This window comes from Roseateles sp. UC29_93 (genome assembly GCF_042695725.1).
In the GTDB taxonomy this organism is placed as follows: Bacteria; Pseudomonadota; Gammaproteobacteria; order Burkholderiales; family Burkholderiaceae_C; genus Roseateles; species Roseateles noduli_A.
In genome coordinates, this window is the sequence record NZ_CP170545.1 from 5298410 (window position 1) to 5316588 (window position 18179).

An 18179-nucleotide genomic window follows, 5' to 3' on the forward strand; every position below is an offset into this window, starting at 1 on the left:
ATTTCCGGTGGCACGCATGTCTTTCCTTCCCCTGGATTCCATCGTCTCTGCACAGCTGGATGATGCAATTGCCTGCTTTGAACGGCGACGGACCGCCGAAGTGCACGCGAAGAAGTTTCGACATCAGCTCCAATGGGTCCACACGTCGACGGGGACGCGACTTCAACGGTTGGATGTCCAGAGCGGCGCGTGCATCGCAGACCTCGGACTTCGATGTCCCGCCCTTGAGCGTCTCCACGACGATCAAGGACAGCGACGTTCATGCGCCATCGCCGAATTGTCAGCCTGCGATACCGCGCTCGCGCAGATGGAGCTGGACAATTCGGGGACCAGTTTCGCGCGCGTCCCGGATGTAGTCATCCGCATCCTCGATGCGCTCTGGCGCCACGAGCTGATCGATCACTATCGCGTCGTCGGGACCTACAGCCTCTTCGCCTATGAGACGGCGGCGAAGGCAAGCTTGGAGCCCGCCGCAATCGCAACGAATGACGTTGACCTGTTGTGGGACGTCCAGAGTCGCATCCGGTTTGTCCAACGGATGTCCAATCCCCCACGACTCATGCTGGACGTACTTCGCACTGCCGACCCCTCCTTCAAGCGCGACGAATCACAGAAGGAGTCGGCCATCAATGCTGCGGGCTTCTCGGTGGACTTCCTGCGCCGGCAGGAGCCCAGCAAGCACACCGATGCGTTTCCAATCAGCGGGCACGACGGTGATGTTTATCCAGTTCAAGCCGGGAGTGCGCAGGTGCTCTTGAGTTCTCCCCGCTTCGATCAGGTCGTGGTTGGAACGGACGGTCGCATGGCCTTGATGCGCACGATTGACCCGGTCACGTTCGTCCACGTCAAGAGGCGGCTATGTCAGAGCGAATCGCGTGAGTTCATCAAGCGCGCTCGGGATCGACGACAGGCAGAAGTCGTGCAGGCGCTGTTGGATGCCCGACGCCTGCGGTCGACGCTTTGCTCGCAACCGGCATGAAAATGGGGTCCCGCGGGACCCCATTCCGTTCTTGAGCGACAACCGTCGCGTCAGTGCGCCCCGCCCGCATCCACAGGCGCGCCCATCTTCGGGGGCCGCTTCGTGAGCCACACGAAGGCGATCAGCACGACGAACAGCACCGCGGACGCCAGGAAGATGTCGTCCGCCGCCCGGGTGAACGCCTGCTGGTCGACCAGCCGGTTCAGGTAGGCCAGCGCCTGGTCGTGGCTGAAGCCCTGGCGCTGCAGCGTGTCCAGCGCCGCCGTCTCGGCCGGATCGCCCAGCGACAGCCGCTCCGCCAGGTGATGGTGGTGCAGCGCCGCGCGGTTCTCCCACAAGGTCGTGGAGATCGACGTCCCCATCGCGCCCGCCGTGATCCGCACGAAGTTCGACAAGCCCGCCGCCGCGGCGATCCGCTCCGGCGTGATGCCCGACAGGGTCAGCGTCGTCAGCGGGATAAAGAAGAACGCCAGCGCCCCGCCCTGCAGGATCGTCGGGATCATGATGGTCCCGAGGTCCGTGTCCGTCGTGAACACCGACCGCATCCACAGCACGATCGCGAACATCACGAAGGCGAAGCTCGCCATCATCCGCGGGTCCCACACCGACACCTTCTTCCCCACCACCGGTGACAGCAGGATCGCCAGCACACCCACCGGCGCCAGCGCGAAGCCCGCGGCGGTGGCCGTGTAGCCCATGTGCTGCTGCAGCCACAGCGGCAGCAGCACCACGTTGCCGAAGAACAGCCCGTACGCGATCGACAGCACCGAGGCGCCGAACAGGAAGTTCCGCCGCGCGAAGAGCCGCAGATCCACCACCGGGTGCTTGTCCGTCAGCTCCCAGACGATGAACACCGCCAGGCCCACGACCGCGATCACGGCCAGCGCGATGATCTGGTTCGACTCGAACCAGTCCAGCTCCTTGCCCTTGTCCAGCATCACCTGCAGCGAGCCCACCCACAGCACCAGCAGCGCCAGCCCGATGGTGTCGATCGGCAGCTTCTTGGTCGGGGTCTCGCGGGTGCGGTAGATGCTCCAGGTCAGCCCGGCCGCAAACAGCCCCACCGGCACGTTGATGTAGAAGATCCACGGCCAGGTGACGTTGTCGGTGATCCAGCCGCCCAGCAGCGGCCCCACCACCGGCGCGACCAGTGTCGTCATCCCCCATAACGCGAGCGCCGTGCCCGCCTTGTGCTTGGGATAACTCGACAGCAGCAGCGTCTGCGACAGCGGGATCATCGGCCCCGCCACCAGGCCCTGGAACACGCGCGCCGCCACCAGCATCTCCAGCGAGTGCGCGAAGCCGCACAGCCAGGATGCCAGCACGAACAGCAGCACGCTGGTCGTGAACAGCCGCACCGCGCCGAAGCGCTGCGTCAGCCAGCCGGTCAGCGGCACCGAGATCGCGTTGGCCACGCCGAAGCTCGTGATGACCCAGGTGCCCTGCACCGGGCTGACGCCGAGGTCACCGGCGATCGCGGGCAGCGACACGTTCGCGATGGACGAGTCCAGCACGTTCATGAAGGTCGCCAGCGACAGCGAGATGGTGCCCAGCACCAGCGCGGTGCCGGTCAGCGGCGCGGGACCGGCCGGCGGCCCGGAAGTCGCCGGCGATGCCTGCGGCGAGGCGGGCCCGGGGGCCGCCGGCGCGCCGGGCGCGGTTGGAGTGGAATCGCTCATTGCACGCGCGTGGTGGTCGTCTTGGCCGCGGCCTTGCCGAGGTTGGTCGCGATGATCTTGTTCACCTGCTCGTCGGCGGCCTTCTCCTGGACGTCGAAGATCGTCGTCTGCAGGCGCGGCGCGCTGGCGCCGGTCGCGGCGGCCAGCATCGCGCCGCCCTGGTCACGGATGTCGACCTGCACGTCCATCGACAGGCCCACGCGCAGCGGATGCTCCTGCACTTCCTTCGGGTCCAGCGCAATGCGCACCGGCACGCGCTGCACGACCTTGATCCAGTTGCCGGTCGCGTTCTGCGCCGGCAGGAGCGCGAACGCCGCGCCCGTGCCGGCACCCAGGCCCTGCACCGTGCCGTGGTACTCGGTCTTCTTGCCGTAGACGTCCGCCTCCAGCGTCGCCTTCTGGCCGATGCGCAGCTTGGCCAGCTGGCTTTCCTTGAAGTTGGCGTCGACCCAGACCTGCTGCAGCCCGACCACCGCCATCAGCGGCGCGCCGGCCGCGACGCGCTGGCCCAGTTGCACCGAGCGGCGCGCGACCCAGCCGTCCACCGGCGCGATCAGCTCGGCGCGCTGCAGCGCGAGGTAGCTCTCGCGCAGACGCGCGGCGGCGCGCAGCACGTTCGGGTGTTCCTCGACCTTGACGCCGTCCGTCAGCACCTGGTTGGAGGCCAGTTGATCCTTCGCGGCCTGCAGCGCCGACTGCGCGGCGGCGGCTTGCGCACGGGCCGAGGTCAGTTGCGACTGCGCGTGTTCCAGCTCTTCCTTGCCGACGGCGCCGGTGGCCACCAGCGGCTGGCGGCGCGTGACGTCGGATTGCAGGCGATCCAGGTCGACGGAGACGCGCTTCAGGTCGGCCTCGCGGACCTTGACCTGCGCCTCGAAGCCGCTGTTGTTCGCGTACAGCGTGCGGACCTCGCGGACCGTCTGGGCCAGTTGCGCCTGTGCCTGCTCCAGCGCGACGCGGGCATCGACCGGATCCAGGCTCACCAGCTTCTGGCCGGCCTTCACGAAGTCGGTGTCGTCGGCATAGACCGCGCGCACCGTGCCGCCGACCAGCGGCGTGATCTGCACGACGTTGGCCTGCACATAGGCGTTGTCGGTGGACTCGTAGCGGCTGCCGACGATCCATTCATACCCGGCGTAGGCCAGGCCCGCCACGATGACGGCGGCGGCGATGATCGTCAGGCCCTTCTTGCGGGAGCCGTTCTTGGCGGGAGCTTGCGTGTTGGTCGGGGGCGTTGCGCTCATGGTGTGCTCTTCGGGATTCTTGTGATTCGGGGCGCGTCAGCGGCATGACCGCCGGCGTTTCAATGTCGTGTTCGATGCCTGTCGGAGGAACCGGTGTCAGCGGCGATCGGCGGAGGCGGTCGTCTGCGCGGCGTCCCGGGCGGGCTCGGCATAACCGCCCCCCAGCGCGCGCATCAGGTTGATCTGCGCATCGACCGTCAGGGCTTGCAGGTCGATCCGGCCGCGCTGCTGCAGCAGCTGGTTCTGCTGCGCGCTCAGCACCGCGATGCGGCCCGTCAGGCCGGCGCGGTGGCGCTGATCGGCCAGCGCGGCCTGGCTGTCGGCGTTGGCCACCAGCGCGTCCTGCTGCGTGCGCTGCTGGCGCAGCGACTCGAGCGTGGTGAACTGGTCGCTGGCGTCGCGCACGGCGTCCAGCACCGCGACGTTGTAGCTCGCGATCGCGGCGTCCTGCTCGGCGGCGCTGCCGCGCAGGTTGGCGCGCAGCCGGCCGCTGTCGAACAGCGGCAGGTGCAGCGCCGGACCCGCGCCGTACTGGCGGCTGCCGCTCTTGAACAGCTCATCCAGGCCGATCGAGTTCAGGCCGACGAAGGCCGTCAGGCTCACGCTCGGATAGAACTGCGCGCGGGCGACGCGGATGTCCTGCGCCGTCGCCTCGACCCGGGCGCGCGCGGCGGCCAGGTCCGGGCGGCGGCCCAGCAGGTCCAGGTGGGGCGCCTGCTGCCAGTCGAGCGCGACCGGCAGCGCGGCCTCCAGCGATTCGGTCGCCTTCGGGCCCTGCCCCGTCAGCGCGGCGATCTGATGACGCAGCAGCGCCTGCTGCTCGCGCAGCACGACCTGCTGGCGCTGGATGTCGGGCAGCGGCGCCTCGGCGACGCGCAGGTCCTGGCCGTTGTCCAGGCCGGCGGCGCTGCGCTGGCGCACGAGTTCGAAGGACTGGTCGCGCAGCGTCTTCTGCTGCTCCAGCAGACGGCCCTGCGCCTGGCTGCGCGCCAGCGCGACGTAGGCCTTGGCCACGGCGTTGGACACGCTCAGCCGCGCGGCGGCCGCGTCCGCCTCGGCCGCGCGTTGCTGGCCGAGCGCGGCCTGCAGCGCCGCGTCATGCTTGCCGAAGAAGTCGAACTCGTAGCTCAACCCGGCCTGGATGTTGGCCAGCGTGCGGACGCTGCCGGCCAGCGGCGGCGGGTAGATGCCGTTCTCGGTGATGCGCTGGCGGGTCACGTCGGCCTCGAGCTCGGCGGCCGGACGCTTCGCGGCCTCGGCGTTCTCGGTCATCGCCGCGGCGCGGGCGATGCGGGCACGGGCCAGCGCCAGGTTCGGCGAATTCGCGATCGCCTGGTCGACCAGCGCATCCAGTTGCGGATCGCGGAAGGTCTTCCACCAGGACGCGTCGAGCGCCTGGCTCTGGCCGGCGTCGAGGCCCAGACGGGCTGCTTCGGCGCCGTCGATCGGACGGCCGGGTTCGGCCAGCTTGGGGATGGGCGCGCAGGCGGTGAGCACCATCAGCAGCGCCGCGCCCATGGCCAGGGCCAGCGTGGTGCGATGAAGGAAACGGGAGGTCATCGGAGGTTCCTCAGGACTGTTGTTCTTGTGGGGAGAGCAGGCAATGGAAAAGGTCGGCATCGGGTCCGTCGCGATCATTCGAACTTGTCGACCAGCGTGGACGACTCGCCCGTCAGGTCGGCGTCGCGGATGCCCTGGCCGTTGACGACGATGCGTTGCAGCAGGCCGATCAGCGTGCGGAACTCCTGGTCGGTGAAGCCGGCCAGGTGGTCGTTGAACACCTTGGACAGCACGCCCGGGGCGGCCGCCATCGCGTTCACGCCGACCTCGGACAACGACACCATCACCACGCGCCGGTCCTCGACCGAGCGCTCGCGGCGCACCAGGTTCTTCGCTTCCAGCCGGTCCAGCAGCCGCGTCATCGCGCCGCCGTCCATCGCCAGCTCGCGGGCGAGCGCGGCACTGGACATCGGGCCGTTGAAACGCAGCCGCAACATCGGCGCCCATTGCGCGTGGGTCAGGTCGAGTTCGCCGAGCATCTTGTCGGCCTGCAGCACCATGGACTGCTTGATCTGCCGCAGCAGCCAGCCCAGGCTCGGCTCCGACGTGAAGCTGTCGGCGCTGTAGAAATCGGCGGGCGGGGGCAACTTGGCACTCATGACGTCGTCTTTCATGACTTCGGATTTCCGGGATGGCACTGACGGAAATGCTTGATGACAATTATTGCTTAGGCAATGATTGCCTTGCCAATCACTGCCTGGGATGGACTTTCCGCGTGTAGGGACATTCCCGCAACACGCGGCCCCTAAACTGACCTCATGTCCGCCATGTCCCCTTCTTCTCCCGGCTCGTCCCCCTCGGCGACGGCCTCCCGCCACCCCGAACCGGCGCCCTCTTCGAGCGGACAGGCAAACGCCGTGCGCACGCCGCCCCCCTTGCGGGCGATGGGCCCGGCGCTCTGGCCCTTCCTGCGGCCATACCGGGGGCGGATCGCCGCGGCGATCGTCTTCCTGGTCCTGGCGGCGGCAGCGACGCTGGTCTTCCCGCTCGCGCTGCGCCAGTTGATCGACCAGGGCCTGGTGTCCGCCGATCCGGGCGACCGGCTGATGGCATTGCGCGAGCATTTCGTCTGGCTGTTCGCGACCGGCGCGGCGCTGGGCGTGTTCTCGGCCCTGCGCTTCTACGCAGTGACCTGGCTGGGCGAGCGGGTCAGCGCGGACCTGCGCACCGCCGTCTACAGCCACGTGCTGCGCCAGAGTCCCGAGTTCTTCGAGACGACGCAGACCGGCGAGGTCATCAGCCGCATCACCACCGACACGACGGTGATCCAGGGCATCGTCGGCTCCAGCCTGTCGATGGGGCTGCGCAACGTCATCATGGGCCTGGGCGCGGTGGCGCTGCTGATCTTCAGCAATCCGTGGGTGATGACGCAGGTGCTGGGCATCCTGGTGCTGGTCGTGGCGCCGGCGATGTTCTTCGGACGCCGCGTGCGGCGGCTGTCGCGCTCGAGCCAGGACCGCATCGCCGACACCAGCGCGATCGCCGCGGAGATGCTCAACGCGATCACCGTCGTGCAGTCGCATGCGCAGGAGGCGCGCGAGGCCGTGCGCTTCGACGCCGCCAGCGAGGCCGCCTTCGACACCGCGCGCAAGCGGACCAAGGTGCGCTCCTTCCTCGTCGCGTTCATCATCACGGCGACCTTCGGCGCGCTGCTGTGGGGGCTGTACCAGGGCACGCAGGCGGTGATGGCCGGCAAGATCTCCGCGGGTCACCTGGGGCAGACGGTGGTCTACGTGATCCTGCTGGTGTCATCGGTGGCGGTGCTGGCGGAGGTCTGGGGCGACCTGCTGCGCGCGGCGGGCGCGATGGAGCGGCTGATGGAGCTGCTCGCGGCGCAATCGCCGGTGGCGGACCCGGCGGCGCCGGTCGCCCTGCCCGCCTCGACCGGCCCGGCGCGCGTGGCCTTCGAACAGGTCCGCTTCCACTACCCGTCGCGCCCCGACCGCGCCGCGCTGGAGGACTTCACGCTGCGCATCGAGCCTGGCGAGACCGTCGCGCTGGTCGGCCCGAGCGGTGCTGGCAAGAGCACGGTGCTGCAGCTGCTGCAGCGCTTCTTCGACGTGCAGTCCGGCAAGCTGCAGCTGGATGGCGTGCCTGTGGACCGCGTGAAGCTGGCGGACCTGCGCGGCCGCATGGCGCTGGTGCCACAGCAGAGCGTGATCTTCTCGGCCAGCGCCTTGGACAACATCCGCTACGGCCGCCCGGACGCGAGTGCGGAGGAAGTCATCGCCGCGGCCAAGGCCGCACATGCCGACGAGTTCATCCGCCAACTGCCGCAGGGTTACGACAGCTTCCTGGGCGAGCGCGGCGTGCGCCTGTCTGGCGGCCAGCGCCAGCGCATTGCGATCGCGCGGGCGATGCTGCAGGACGCGCCGCTGCTGCTGCTGGACGAAGCCACCAGCGCGCTGGATGCGGAAAGCGAGCGGCTGGTCCAGCAGGCGCTGGACGAGGCGATGCGTGACCGCACGACCCTGGTCATTGCGCACCGTCTCTCGACGGTGCAGCGTGCCGATCGCATCGTGGTGATGGATCATGGTCGCATCGTCGAGCAAGGCACGCATGCCGAGCTCGTGGCGCGAGGCGGCCTCTACGCACGCCTGGCCGCATTGCAGTTCAACGCATGACGGAGGCTGCTCCGTCGATGGCAGTGCGCGAGGCTGCCCGAGGCCGGCGGCGGAGCCCGCTTCCAGGACTGACCAGGCGCGTTCTGTCTGAGAGCAGCGAACCGCAGGTGAGCGGATCGAGTTGAGCGCCCTGGCGGGCTCCGCCGCCGGCCTCGGGCAGTCTCGCGCGGGCTCTCCCTCGCCCCGCTCCCCGACTTACTCCAGCACTTCCACCGGCACGCTGAACACGTACCCGGCCCCGCGCTCTGTGCAGATGTAGAGCGGCTGTGCCGGATCGCTTTCGATCTTGCGTCGCAGCCGCAGGATCTGGACGTCGATGGATCGGTCGTAGACCTCGGCGCCGTGAAGGCGGGAGAGGTCGAGCAGCTGATCGCGGGTCAGCACGCGCTGGGGCGACGAGCAAAGCGCCTGAAGCAGGTTGAACTCCCCATTGGAGAGTTCCACGCGCGCGCCGTCGGGCGCGGTGAGCCTGCGGCTGCGGACGTTCAACTCCCAACCGTCGAAGCGATAGCCGCGTCGACGCTCGTCGCGCGCCGGGACGGCCTCCCGCAGCAGCTGATAGCGCCGCAGCACGGCGCGGATGCGCGCAAGGAGTTCCCGCGAGCTGAAGGGCTTGTTGATGTAGTCGTCGGCGGCCAGCTCCAGCCCCATCACACGGTCGGCCTCATCCTGCCGGCCGGTGACGATGATCACCGGCACCTGACTGCTCTCACGCAGCGTGCGCGCCAGCTGCATGCCGTCCTCGCGGCCCAGCCGCAGGTCCAGCAGCACGAGGTCCACCAGTTGCGCCTGCATCACGGCCTGCATCTCCGCGCCCGACCCCACCGCGGTCACGCGCAGGTCGTGCTCGGTGAGGTAGTCGGTCAGCAGCTCGCGGATGGCCGGGTCGTCGTCGACCGCGAGGATGTGGGGCGTGGTGGTCGCATTCATGGTGGCGGCCCGAAAGCTATCACGGGTTCTTCACGCGGCGGAAGCCACGTCCGGGTGTCTCCGCATTTCAGCTGTAACGCAGGAAATCTCCCGGAAATGATGGCGGAACAGCGCCCGGCGCCAATAGCGTCATTCCCGCCCTTGCGCGCAGGCTCTGCCCCGGACTTCCGGGACGGCCCCGCCACCCGCGCCCCGCCGATGTTCACCGTAGTTGTTCTTGACGACAATGCCGCGATCCGCGAACTGATCTCCGAGTGGCTGGCCGCCGCCGGGCACGACGTGATGGACGCTCGAACGATCGCCGCCGGCTGCGCCGCCGGAGAACCCGGCGCCGAGGCCGTCGGCCTGGTGCTGCTGGACCTGCCGATGCTGCGCGACGGCGTGCGCACGCTGATCGAGCGCGTGCGCGCCACGTATCCGCGCGCGGCCCTGCTGGGATTGTCGACGCAGGTCTCGGAAGCGCTCGGCGCCGCGTCGCCGGCCGCCCGGCAGCTCGGCCTCCAGGGCCTGCTGCCCAAGCCCTGCCTGCGCGAGGAACTGCTGGCCGCCGTCCGCCCGCTGCTGCGCAAGGACTGACCCCCTGCCCCGCCCACACAATCCACCCCGTCCGCCCCTTCAACGTCCACGCCGGCTCCCTTCGCCCCCATGACCGAAACCCGCTCGCTGCGCCGCTGGATCGCCGTCGTCGGAAGCGGCGTGATCCTGGCGTTCGCCGCCTCGTCCGCCTATGACGCGTGGCGGCTGCACCAGCAGGTCACGCAGTCCACCGGCCGCGAGCTGAGCAACCTGGCCCGGGCGCTGTCGGAGGAAGCGGAGCGCAGCCTGCAGGCCGTCGACCTGCTCCTGACCGACACGGCGATCTGGTACCGCGACAAGGGTGCCAGGCAGACCGGCGCCGACATCGAGAACGCGCTGCGGATGCGCGCATCGGCCACCCCGCAGGTCAGCGTGCTGACGATCACGGATGCCGACGGCCGGCAGCGCTACCGCTCGCGCCAGACCGGCGAGCCGCTGGCCGACGTCTCCGACCGACCTTACTTCGAGACGCAACGCGACTCGCGCGTGGCCGGCCTGTTCATCAATCCGCCGATCGTGACGCGGTCGGAGCGCCGCGCCGCGCTTGTCGTGTCGCGGCGGCTGGAGACGCCGAGCGGCGCCTTCGCCGGCGTGGTGACGGCCATCGTCACGCTGGACGAGTTGCGCGAGGTCTACAACGCGATCGACCTCGGCGCGGGCAGCGCCTTGATCCTCACCTTCGACGACGGCCGGCTGGTCGTGCGCCAGCCGCCGGACCCGCGCGCCGACGGGCAGGTCTTCAGCGACCTGACCTCGCAGCAGGCCAGCGCACCGCGGATTGCGCGCAGCCCCGTCGACGGGCGCGAGAAGTTCATCGTGTCGCTCCCGGTCTCGGACCGGCCGCTGATGATGTCGGTGACCAAGGACGCGCACGAGGCGATGGCGCCGTGGCGCGCGGAGATGGTCGGCCTGGCGCTGCGCACGCTGGCGCTGGTGGCGGTGGGCCTGCTGACGATGAGCCTGATGCTGCGACAGCTGCTGCGCGTCGAGCGCGGCGAGCAGGCGCTGCGCCGCAGCGAACAGCGCTACGCGCTGGCGATGGAGGCGGCCAACGAAGGGCACGCCGAGTGGAACCTGCAGGAAAACAGCTTCTTCGCCTCGGAGCGCTGGCTGCGCCTGCACGGCGCGGCGCCGTCGGCGCGGCCGATGGAAGCCCGCGCGCTGTTCCTCTCCCTGGATCTGCATCCGGACGATCGTCCGGTCGTCACGGACAGCTTGCACGAGCACCTGGCGGGCCGCACGCCGGAGCTCGACATCGAGTACCGCGTCCGTCTTTCCGGCGGCGGCACACGTCCCGCCGATGAGCGCCGAGACAGCGCGAGCGGAGCGAAGCGAGAGGTCGGGAATGAAGCCGCGAATGAAACCCTGAGCGACACCCTGGACGACGGCGAGGACGACACCGTCTGGCGCTGGCTGCACCTGCGCGGACGATGCCTGAGCGACGCGGCGGGCCGGCCGACGCGCTTCTCGTGCGCCGCGATGGACATCACGCCGCGCAAGGACGCCGAGGCCGAACGCGAGCGCCTGCAGGCCCAACTGCGCACCGCGCAGCACATGGAGTCGCTGGGCACGCTGGCCGGCGGCATCGCGCACGACTTCAACAACATCCTGGGCGCGATCCTGGGCCACGGCGAGATGGCGCAGCGCCGAGCCGGCACTGCCAACGCCGACCTGGCGCGCCACCTGGACCGCATCATGCAGGCGGGCGCGCGGGCCCGGCTGCTGGTGCGCCGCATCCTGGACTTCAGCCGCAGCGGCGTGCATGACCGCAGCCTGGTCAACGTCGACCAGGCCGTCGAGGAGGCGCTGCAACTGGTGACGCCGACGCTGCCCGCGGATGTCGAACTCCACACCGCGCTGCGCGGCGGCAACGCCGGTCTGCTCGGGGACGTGCTGCAGATGCAGCAGTTGGTCAGCAACCTGTGCAGCAACGCCGTCGGCGCGATGCCTGGCGGCGGGCGGCTGGGCCTCAGCGTCGACGTGCTGGTGCGCGCGCAGCCCGTGCTGCTGAGCCACGGCACGCTGCCGCCGGGCCGGTACGCCGAGGTCCGCGTCTCCGACACCGGCACCGGCATTGCGCCGGACGTCTACGGCCGCATGTTCGATCCGTTCTTCAGCACGAAGGCGGTCGGCGAAGGCACGGGGCTGGGCCTGTCGGTCGTGCACAGCATCGTCGCCGACATGGGCGGCGCCATCGACGTGCGCACCGAGCCGGGCCGCGGCAGCAGCTTCGCGCTGTGGTTCCCGGTGGCCGGCGAAGCGCCGCGCGCGCTCCGGTCGAACGACGCGGAAGCGCCGCCGCGCGGCGACGGCCAGACGCTGCTGATCGTCGATGACGAGGCGCCGCTGCGCGAGTTCGCCGAGGAACTGCTGGCGGAACTCGGCTACGAGCCGGTCGGCTTCCCGAGCGCCGAGGCCGCGCTCGTCGCCTTCGAACGCGCGCCGCAACGCTTCGACGCGGTGCTGACCGATGAGACCATGCCCGGCATGAGCGGCGTCGAGCTGGCGAAGCGGCTGCTCGCGCGACGGCCCGGGCTGCCGGTGCTGGTGATGAGCGGCTACGGCGGCGAAGAGCTCGAAGCCCGCGTCGCCGCCTCCGGCGCGCGCGAGCTGGTGCGCAAGCCGCTGAGCGCGGCGGAGCTCGCGCAGGCGGTGTCCCGCGTGCTTGGCGCATCGGCGGTTTCAGCTGAAACGTCCGGGTCGCCGGGGGTAACCGCGCGGTAGTCGCACCGCCGCACGATGCGGCGCATGGACACGCTGAACCCCGGCGCTGCCGTGGCCCCTCGCTGGGCTCACCGTGGTGCACTCGTGCTGCTGGCGGCGCTGACCGCGACGACCCTCGTCGCCGTCCGCGCCGACCGCCCCTGGCCCGACCTGGCGCCGCTGCCGGCCTCGCGACGCGCGGCGTTGCTGCTGTCGGTCAGCGACGGTCTGCTGACCGCGCCGCTGCGCATCGTCGATGAACGCGACGACGGCCAGCTCACGCCCACGCAGGCCGCCTTCGCCGTGCAGGCGAGCGCCGAACGCGCGCGCAACGCCTTCCGCAAGCTCGGCGACGACCGTCCTCATGAACCCTCGCCCGAACTGACGACGGCGACCTCCGCCGCCGCGGCGCGGATCCGCACGCTGACGCTCGCGCTGGACCGGCTGGCCAACGGCCTGCGCGCCGACGACACGGCGGCGGTGCGGCACCTCGTCGCGACGCAGCTGGCGCCGGCGACCGTCGACGTCCAGCGCGCGCTCACCGATCTGGCCGCCGCGCAGTCGGAGGCGGAGCGCCGACACCAGGCCTGGGCCGCCGATCACGGCGAACGCGACCGCGCGCTGATCGATGCCGCGCTGGCGGCGGGCTGGGCGATGACGCTCGGGCTGCTATGGCTGTCCAGCCGGCTGCGACGCCAGACCGCCGCGATCGGCGCGATGCAGGCGCGTTTCGAGGAGCCGGCCTGGCGCGATGCGCTGCGGCTCGGCGTGACCGGCGAGGCACTCGAAGGCATCGGCAACGCGCTCGTGCGCGCGGGCGCCGCGGATCTCGTCTGCGTCGCGCGGACGGGCCCGGGCGCCGACGCGCTGCATCGCCTGCTGATCCGTCAGGTGGCGGCGCGCACGGGGCTGATCGATCCGCCGTGGGTGGGCGACCTGCTGCTGCTGCCCGGCCGCCAGGAGGTGCTGCGCGCACTGCGCGCCGGCGAGCCGCAGGTGTTGGGACGACATCTCTCCGACCTGGGGACGACCTTCGTGTGGCGCGGCTGCGCGACCTGCGCGCGGGCGCTGCTGCTGCCGATCTGGCACGGTCCCGTCTGGTACGGCTGCCTGGCGCTGTTCTCGACATCGGCGGACGCCTTCGATGCCGGCGAGGTCCAGCGGCTGCAGGCGATCGCCGATGCGATCAGCACGACGCTGGGCCGGGATTCGCAGCTGGGGCATTCGACATGAGCGCCGCCGGCCACCCGGGCAATTCGGGTAACGCGAGAAAGCCGCGCGACACGGGCAGCCCGGGCAGCCCGGGCAGTCCAAGCCATCGGAGCAATCCGGGCAAGTCGGACGAGCCGGGCAACCCCCGCAGCGTCGATGACTCCGCTGGTGCATCAGCGCCGGAGAACTCCACGCTCGTCGCCGCGATCTCCGCACTGGCGGCGCGCCCCGGCGCCCGCCTGGGCATGGCCGGACTGGTGCTCGGCGCTGGCGTCGCTGCCTTCGGCACGGGCATGGCCCGATTCGAAGCCGGCATCGAGACCGACTTGCGCGTCATGCACGGCCTCGATCGGCTCGATCGCCTTGTCGACGAAGCCGGCGCGCAACTGATGCGGGCGCGCGTCGCCCCGCGGCGCGAGATCGACGCCGGCACCCGCGGCGCTTTCCATCGCCTGACGGCCTTGAGCTTCCAGGCCGAGCAGACGCGCAGCGACCTGATCGCCGGCGTGCGCGGCGGCACGTCGCGCGCGGAGATGGCGGACATGCTGTCGGCCGACCGGCGCTTGTGGGACCTGCTGGCCGACGAGAGCGGCCTCGTGCGCGAGGGTTCGGTGGCGATGGCCACGCGTTTGCACGGGGACAGTCAGCGTCAGGCGTTGGACGCCGCGCTGGCGGAACGCAAGACCGTGCGCGAGACGTATGTGACCCGCATGCGCGAGGCGTCGCATGACACCGCGGGCAGCTCGCGGGCCTGGGCGGTCGGCGGCCTCGCGGCGATCGCGCTGCTGGTGGCCGCCGCCGTTCGCGGTGTGCGACCTCGACGCACGTCGGCGAAGGATCCGTCGGACGCTTCAGACGCATCCCCCCGGCGCGGCACCCCGCGTCCGGCCCGATACCACCGATCTCACGCTCGCCCAAGCCGCCGCCCGTCGACTCGAGGACGGGACGGCGGCGACGCTCGCCGGGCTGGAAGCGCGGATGGCGCGGCTGGCCTGGCTGGAACTCCAATCGGCCGGACACATCGCGCGCCTCGGCACACCGGGCCCGCGTCCGCAAGCGCTGGACCGGGCGGGCGCGCGCGCCAGCCTGCGCGCGCTCGACATCGGCCTGCGCGACGCAATCGCGCAGGTGGAAACGCTGATCCACATGAGCAATGCGCTCGACGATCTCGTCGTCCAGCGCGGCAGCGCGGTGCGAAACGAGGCGGCTGCCGTCACTGCCGCCACCGTCAACACTGCCGACATGACGGCCGAGTCAGCCGCGATCACGCAGGAATGGAACCGCCTGCTGGCGCTGGCCTCGGCCGGCGCGGCCGCGGCCTCGCGCGTCGCGCATCAGACGCTGGACCGCCTCGAGATCAGCGCCGCGCTGCTGGGCCGCTGGATCGGGCTGGTGGACGAGGCCATCGCGCTCGCCGAGCAGTCCGGCCTGGCGCCGCTGCCGGCCGAGGCCGGCTCGCTCAAGCCGGCAGACGCCGCCACCTTGTGGCAGGCGCTGGGCCGCGTCCGCGCACGGCTGAAGCGCGCGGCGGCCTGAACCTTCCGGAGACCGCGGGCACGACCCGCGCCATCAACACCCTGCCCGGTCCGGTCCGGGGATCCAGGCCGTCGAGCCGTTCGATCTCCTCCAGCGCGTCGATCACATCGAGGATCTCGGCCATCGCCAGCGGCGCATCGGCGTCGAAGGTCCACGTGCGCAAATCGGCACGATCGCGGGCCCGTTGATCGAGGGGACGCGCACCGATCGCGCGCCGTTGCCATCGGGGGTTCATCGACGACCGCACGGCGCGCTCACGCCGCCGCCAGTGCCGGGAACGACAGCCCGAGCGCGGACGCGGCCGTGGCGCTTGTCGCGACCATCGGCGCCATCGCGGTCAGCGCCGCGCGGCGATCGTGCTGCGCGAGGAACTCCGCGGCCTTGTCCGCCGCCAGCGGGCGGCCGTAGAAATAGCCCTGGATCTCGTCGCAGCCCATCTCCACGAGGCGGGCGCGCTGCTCCTGCGTCTCGACGCCCTCGGCCAGCACCGTCAGCTGCATGCTGTGCGCGAGGCCGACGACCGCGTGCACGATGCACGACGGATTCGCCTTCGGATCGAGGCTCATGCCGCGCACGAAGGACTGGTCGATCTTGAGCTTGTTCAACGGAAACCGCTTCAGGTAGGCGAGGCTGGAATAGCCGGTGCCGAAGTCGTCGATCGCCAGCGCCAGGCCGAGCCCGCGCAGCGCTTCCAGCACGTCCATGACCTTCTCCGGGTCCTGCATCGCGGTGCTCTCGGTGAGCTCGATCTCCACGTGTTCCGGATCGACGCCGGACACGGCCAGCCCGTGGCGGATCGTGTCCAGGAAGCCCGCCTGCTGGAACTGCCGCATCGACACGTTGACCGCGATGACCACCGGTTCCGCGCGGCCCTCGTTCCACAGGCGCGCCTGGTGGCAGGCCTGCTCGAAGACCCAGGGCGCCGATCGGCACGATCAGGCCGGACTCCTCGGCGAGCGGGATGAACTCCGCCGGCGAGACCAGGCGGCCCTGGCGCTTCCAGCGCAGCAGCGCCTCGAAGCCGCGCAGCGCGCCGGTCGCGAGGTCCTGCTGCGGCTGGTAGTGCAGCGCCAGCTCGCCGCGCTCGATCGCGTGCTGCAGATCGGCTTCCATGTCGAGCCGCTCCAGCGTCTGCGTCTGCAGGTGCGCCGAGTACGGCACCAACTGGTCGCCGCCCGCGCGCTCGGCCGACTGCAGCGCGGCATCGGCCTTGCGCAGCAGCGTCTCGGCGTTGCCGCCGTCCTCGCGGCTGTCGACCTCGCCCAGGCTCAGCGTCAGGAAGACCTCGTGGCGGTTGACGCGGAACGGCCGGGCCAGTTCCTCGCGCAGGTGGGCGATGGCGGCGACGTGTTCCGCGCTCGGGCCCTCGTAGAGCACCGCGATCATCGCGCCGTCCAGGCGGAACAACTGGCCGCCGTGGGCGCGGGCCGCGGCCTCCAGCCGCCGTCCGACGTCGAGCATCAACTGGTCCGCATGACGATGGCCGAGGCTGACGACGACGCGCTCGAAACGGTCCAGCTTGCCCGCCACCAGCGTCAGGTCCGCGCCGTCCAGTTGGGCGAGCCGGCGCTCCAGGCTGCGGCGATGCGGCAGCCCGGTCAGCGGATCGTGGACGGCCTGGTGCGCGAGGACATCCTCCGAGCGCAGCCGCGCCCACACGTGGTGGATCATGAACAGCGCCGTCACCGCGGTGATCAGGTTGAAGACGTGGACGACGGTGCCGATCTGGTCGATGCGATGGGTGGCCTGCTCGCTGCTGCGGTAGACCATGGCGTCGATCTCGTCCTGGAGCGCGTCGATGTCGCCGCGGACCTGGTTGGTCAGCCGGTTCAGTTCGAACAGCACCGCCTCGGCCGCGCCGGGCTTGGGGTTGTCGGCGACGGCGTCGAAGCGCGGCGTCAGCGCGAGGATGGACTCGAAGCCCACCTGCATCCGCCCGATGACGTCCTTGTGCTCGGTCTGCGCGCGCAGGGCCTGGAGGTTGGCGTCCATGTCGCGGCGCGTGTCGCGCTCGAGCATGACGAAGCGGTCATGGCTGATCGAGTTCGCGAAGTACTTGTTCATCGCCAGTTGATGCAGCAGCAGCGAAGACTCGAACTCCGAGAGGTGATGCAGCAGCGGCACCTTCTCCTTGAGCAGCGGCGTGGCGCTGCTGCGGATGCTGGCGGTCATCCAGTCCATGGCGACGGACATGCCGATGCTGAGCGCCACCAGCGCGGCCAGCAGACCGTAGACGCCCCAGCGGTAGGGCCGGCTCACCGTGTGATTCATGAGCGTTCTCCGTCGTAGCGGGTGTTCAGGGGTGTTCAGGGGTGTTCGGGGGTGCCGAGGCGCTCGGGCGTACAGGCGTACAGGCGCTCGGCCATCGCGTCGCTCAGGCGCTGAGTCGCGCGACCGCTTCGCCGGTGCCCGGCGCGAGGTCCCGGCGGATCCGCTGGCTGCCGACCACCGCGGCGCCCACCAGCATCGCGGCGCACAGCGCGATCAGCAGGCCGCGGGCGTTCAGGTAGCCCTCCTCGCCTGCTTCCGCCGCGGCGCTGATGAGCGCGGTCTGGCGGTCCTTGAGGGCATCAAGGTCGGCCATGGTCTTCAGCTGCGCCGCGCGCAGTTCGCCCACGAGCAGCGCGCCGGCCTCCTCGCGGTGGCGGTCCTTGAGCAGCGCGACGAAGCGCTGCTGCAGCGGCACGTAGTCCGAGAACGAGCGCGACAGGCGCGCGATGTCCGCGGCGCCGTTTTCCAACGCGGGCTGGTGCTTCAGCGACTCCATGGTGGCGGCGATCTCGCGCGTCTGGCGGCCGGTGTCCACGAGCGCGGCGGCGATGCGGGTCTCGTCCTCAAAGATCAGCGCGTTGCGCAGGCCGCGGCCGACGGCGTTGACCTGGTCGGACATGTCGCCCAGGCGCTGGATCAGCGGGAGGCGTTCGCGCTCGATCTGGCGCAGGCTGGCGCTGACGGCGGCCAAACGCGACACGACCACGCCGGTGCTGAGGGCCGACAGCGCGAGCAGGAGCAGGAACACGGCGGCGAGGCGCGTGCCGGTGCTGAGCGACTGGATGGATTTCATGCGGACCCCGCGTGGCTTGTCTCGATGGCCGGCGGCCGCTGGCGTACGAGCGACGTTGTCCGGGCTGCGGCG

The 18179-nt window shown here is 70.6% G+C and carries 14 protein-coding genes and 1 pseudogene; 6 read left to right on the forward strand and 9 right to left on the reverse strand.

The genetic code is table 11. The features are described from left to right. Nucleotides 1-16: 16 nt before the first annotated feature. A complete protein-coding gene (locus ACFJIX_RS24580; protein WP_377155264.1) occupies nt 17-979 on the forward strand; it encodes a GSU2403 family nucleotidyltransferase fold protein in 963 nt (320 codons plus the stop codon). Nucleotides 980-1029: 50 nt separating this feature from the next. Here ACFJIX_RS24580 and ACFJIX_RS24585 read toward each other — a convergent pair whose 3' ends face one another. The 4 genes from ACFJIX_RS24585 to ACFJIX_RS24600 form a co-directional block, all read right to left on the reverse strand. Beyond that, entirely contained in the window at nt 1030-2658 is a 1629-nt protein-coding gene (locus ACFJIX_RS24585; protein WP_377155265.1) for a DHA2 family efflux MFS transporter permease subunit, read from the reverse strand. Continuing rightward, nucleotides 2655-3902, reverse strand: a complete 1248-nt coding sequence (locus ACFJIX_RS24590) for an efflux RND transporter periplasmic adaptor subunit (RefSeq protein WP_377155266.1) — start codon at nt 3900-3902, stop codon at nt 2655-2657. Before ACFJIX_RS24590 ends, ACFJIX_RS24585 begins: the two co-directional genes overlap by 4 nt. Before the next feature lie 96 nt (nt 3903-3998). Beyond that, a complete protein-coding gene (locus ACFJIX_RS24595) occupies nt 3999-5462 on the reverse strand; it encodes an efflux transporter outer membrane subunit (protein WP_377155267.1) in 1464 nt (487 codons plus the stop codon). Between the two features lie 74 nt (nt 5463-5536). Continuing rightward, nucleotides 5537-6076, reverse strand: a complete 540-nt coding sequence (locus ACFJIX_RS24600; protein WP_377155268.1) for a MarR family winged helix-turn-helix transcriptional regulator — start codon at nt 6074-6076, stop codon at nt 5537-5539. Between the two features lie 270 nt (nt 6077-6346). Here ACFJIX_RS24600 and ACFJIX_RS24605 point away from each other — a divergent pair, with 270 nt between their 5' ends. Further along, on the forward strand, nt 6347-8086 hold the full coding sequence (locus ACFJIX_RS24605) for an ABC transporter transmembrane domain-containing protein (RefSeq protein WP_377161946.1): 1740 nt from the start codon (nt 6347-6349) through the stop codon (nt 8084-8086). A gap of 195 nt (nt 8087-8281) precedes the next feature. On the opposite strand, the gene ACFJIX_RS24610 is transcribed toward ACFJIX_RS24605, so the two are convergent. Continuing rightward, nucleotides 8282-9016: a response regulator gene (locus ACFJIX_RS24610; RefSeq protein WP_377155269.1), complete on the reverse strand. Its 735-nt coding sequence runs from the start codon at nt 9014-9016 to the stop codon at nt 8282-8284. A gap of 198 nt (nt 9017-9214) precedes the next feature. Between ACFJIX_RS24610 and ACFJIX_RS24615 the strand changes: the two genes are divergently transcribed. The 3 genes from ACFJIX_RS24615 to ACFJIX_RS24625 all read left to right on the forward strand — a co-directional run bounded on the left by ACFJIX_RS24615 (nt 9215) and on the right by ACFJIX_RS24625 (nt 13528). Continuing rightward, complete coding sequence (locus ACFJIX_RS24615) at nt 9215-9592, forward strand: response regulator (protein ID WP_377155270.1); 378 nt, start codon at nt 9215-9217, stop codon at nt 9590-9592. A 69-nt stretch (nt 9593-9661) separates the two neighbouring features. Continuing rightward, complete coding sequence (locus ACFJIX_RS24620; RefSeq protein ID WP_377155271.1) at nt 9662-12316, forward strand: ATP-binding protein; 2655 nt, start codon at nt 9662-9664, stop codon at nt 12314-12316. A gap of 24 nt (nt 12317-12340) precedes the next feature. After that, the gene (locus tag ACFJIX_RS24625; RefSeq protein WP_377155272.1) at nt 12341-13528 is read left to right on the forward strand and encodes a hypothetical protein; all 1188 of its coding nucleotides are present in this window, start codon (nt 12341-12343) and stop codon (nt 13526-13528) included. 152 nt (nt 13529-13680) lie between these two features. On the opposite strand, the gene ACFJIX_RS24630 is transcribed toward ACFJIX_RS24625, so the two are convergent. Further along, nucleotides 13681-14142 (reverse strand): hypothetical protein, encoded by a 462-nt coding sequence (locus ACFJIX_RS24630; protein ID WP_377155273.1) that lies wholly within the window; start codon nt 14140-14142, stop codon nt 13681-13683. A 343-nt stretch (nt 14143-14485) separates the two neighbouring features. On the opposite strand from ACFJIX_RS24630, the gene ACFJIX_RS24635 reads away from it, so the two are divergent. Then, entirely contained in the window at nt 14486-15043 is a 558-nt protein-coding gene (locus ACFJIX_RS24635) for a hypothetical protein (protein ID WP_377155274.1), read from the forward strand. Nucleotides 15044-15297: 254 nt separating this feature from the next. On the opposite strand, the gene ACFJIX_RS24640 is transcribed toward ACFJIX_RS24635, so the two are convergent. The 3 genes and pseudogenes from ACFJIX_RS24640 to ACFJIX_RS24650 all read right to left on the reverse strand — a co-directional run bounded on the left by ACFJIX_RS24640 (nt 15298) and on the right by ACFJIX_RS24650 (nt 18107). After that, nucleotides 15298-15900 carry an EAL domain-containing protein gene (locus ACFJIX_RS24640; RefSeq protein ID WP_377161948.1) on the reverse strand — a complete coding sequence of 201 codons (603 nt, stop codon included), beginning with the start codon at nt 15898-15900 and terminating at the stop codon, nt 15298-15300. Nucleotides 15901-15973: 73 nt separating this feature from the next. After that, nucleotides 15974-17314 (reverse strand): annotated as a pseudogene (locus ACFJIX_RS24645) (diguanylate cyclase domain-containing protein); the annotation flags it as partial. A 103-nt stretch (nt 17315-17417) separates the two neighbouring features. Further along, nucleotides 17418-18107, reverse strand: coding sequence for an MCP four helix bundle domain-containing protein (locus ACFJIX_RS24650; protein ID WP_377155275.1), 690 nt, complete (start codon nt 18105-18107; stop codon nt 17418-17420). Nucleotides 18108-18179 lie beyond the last annotated feature (72 nt).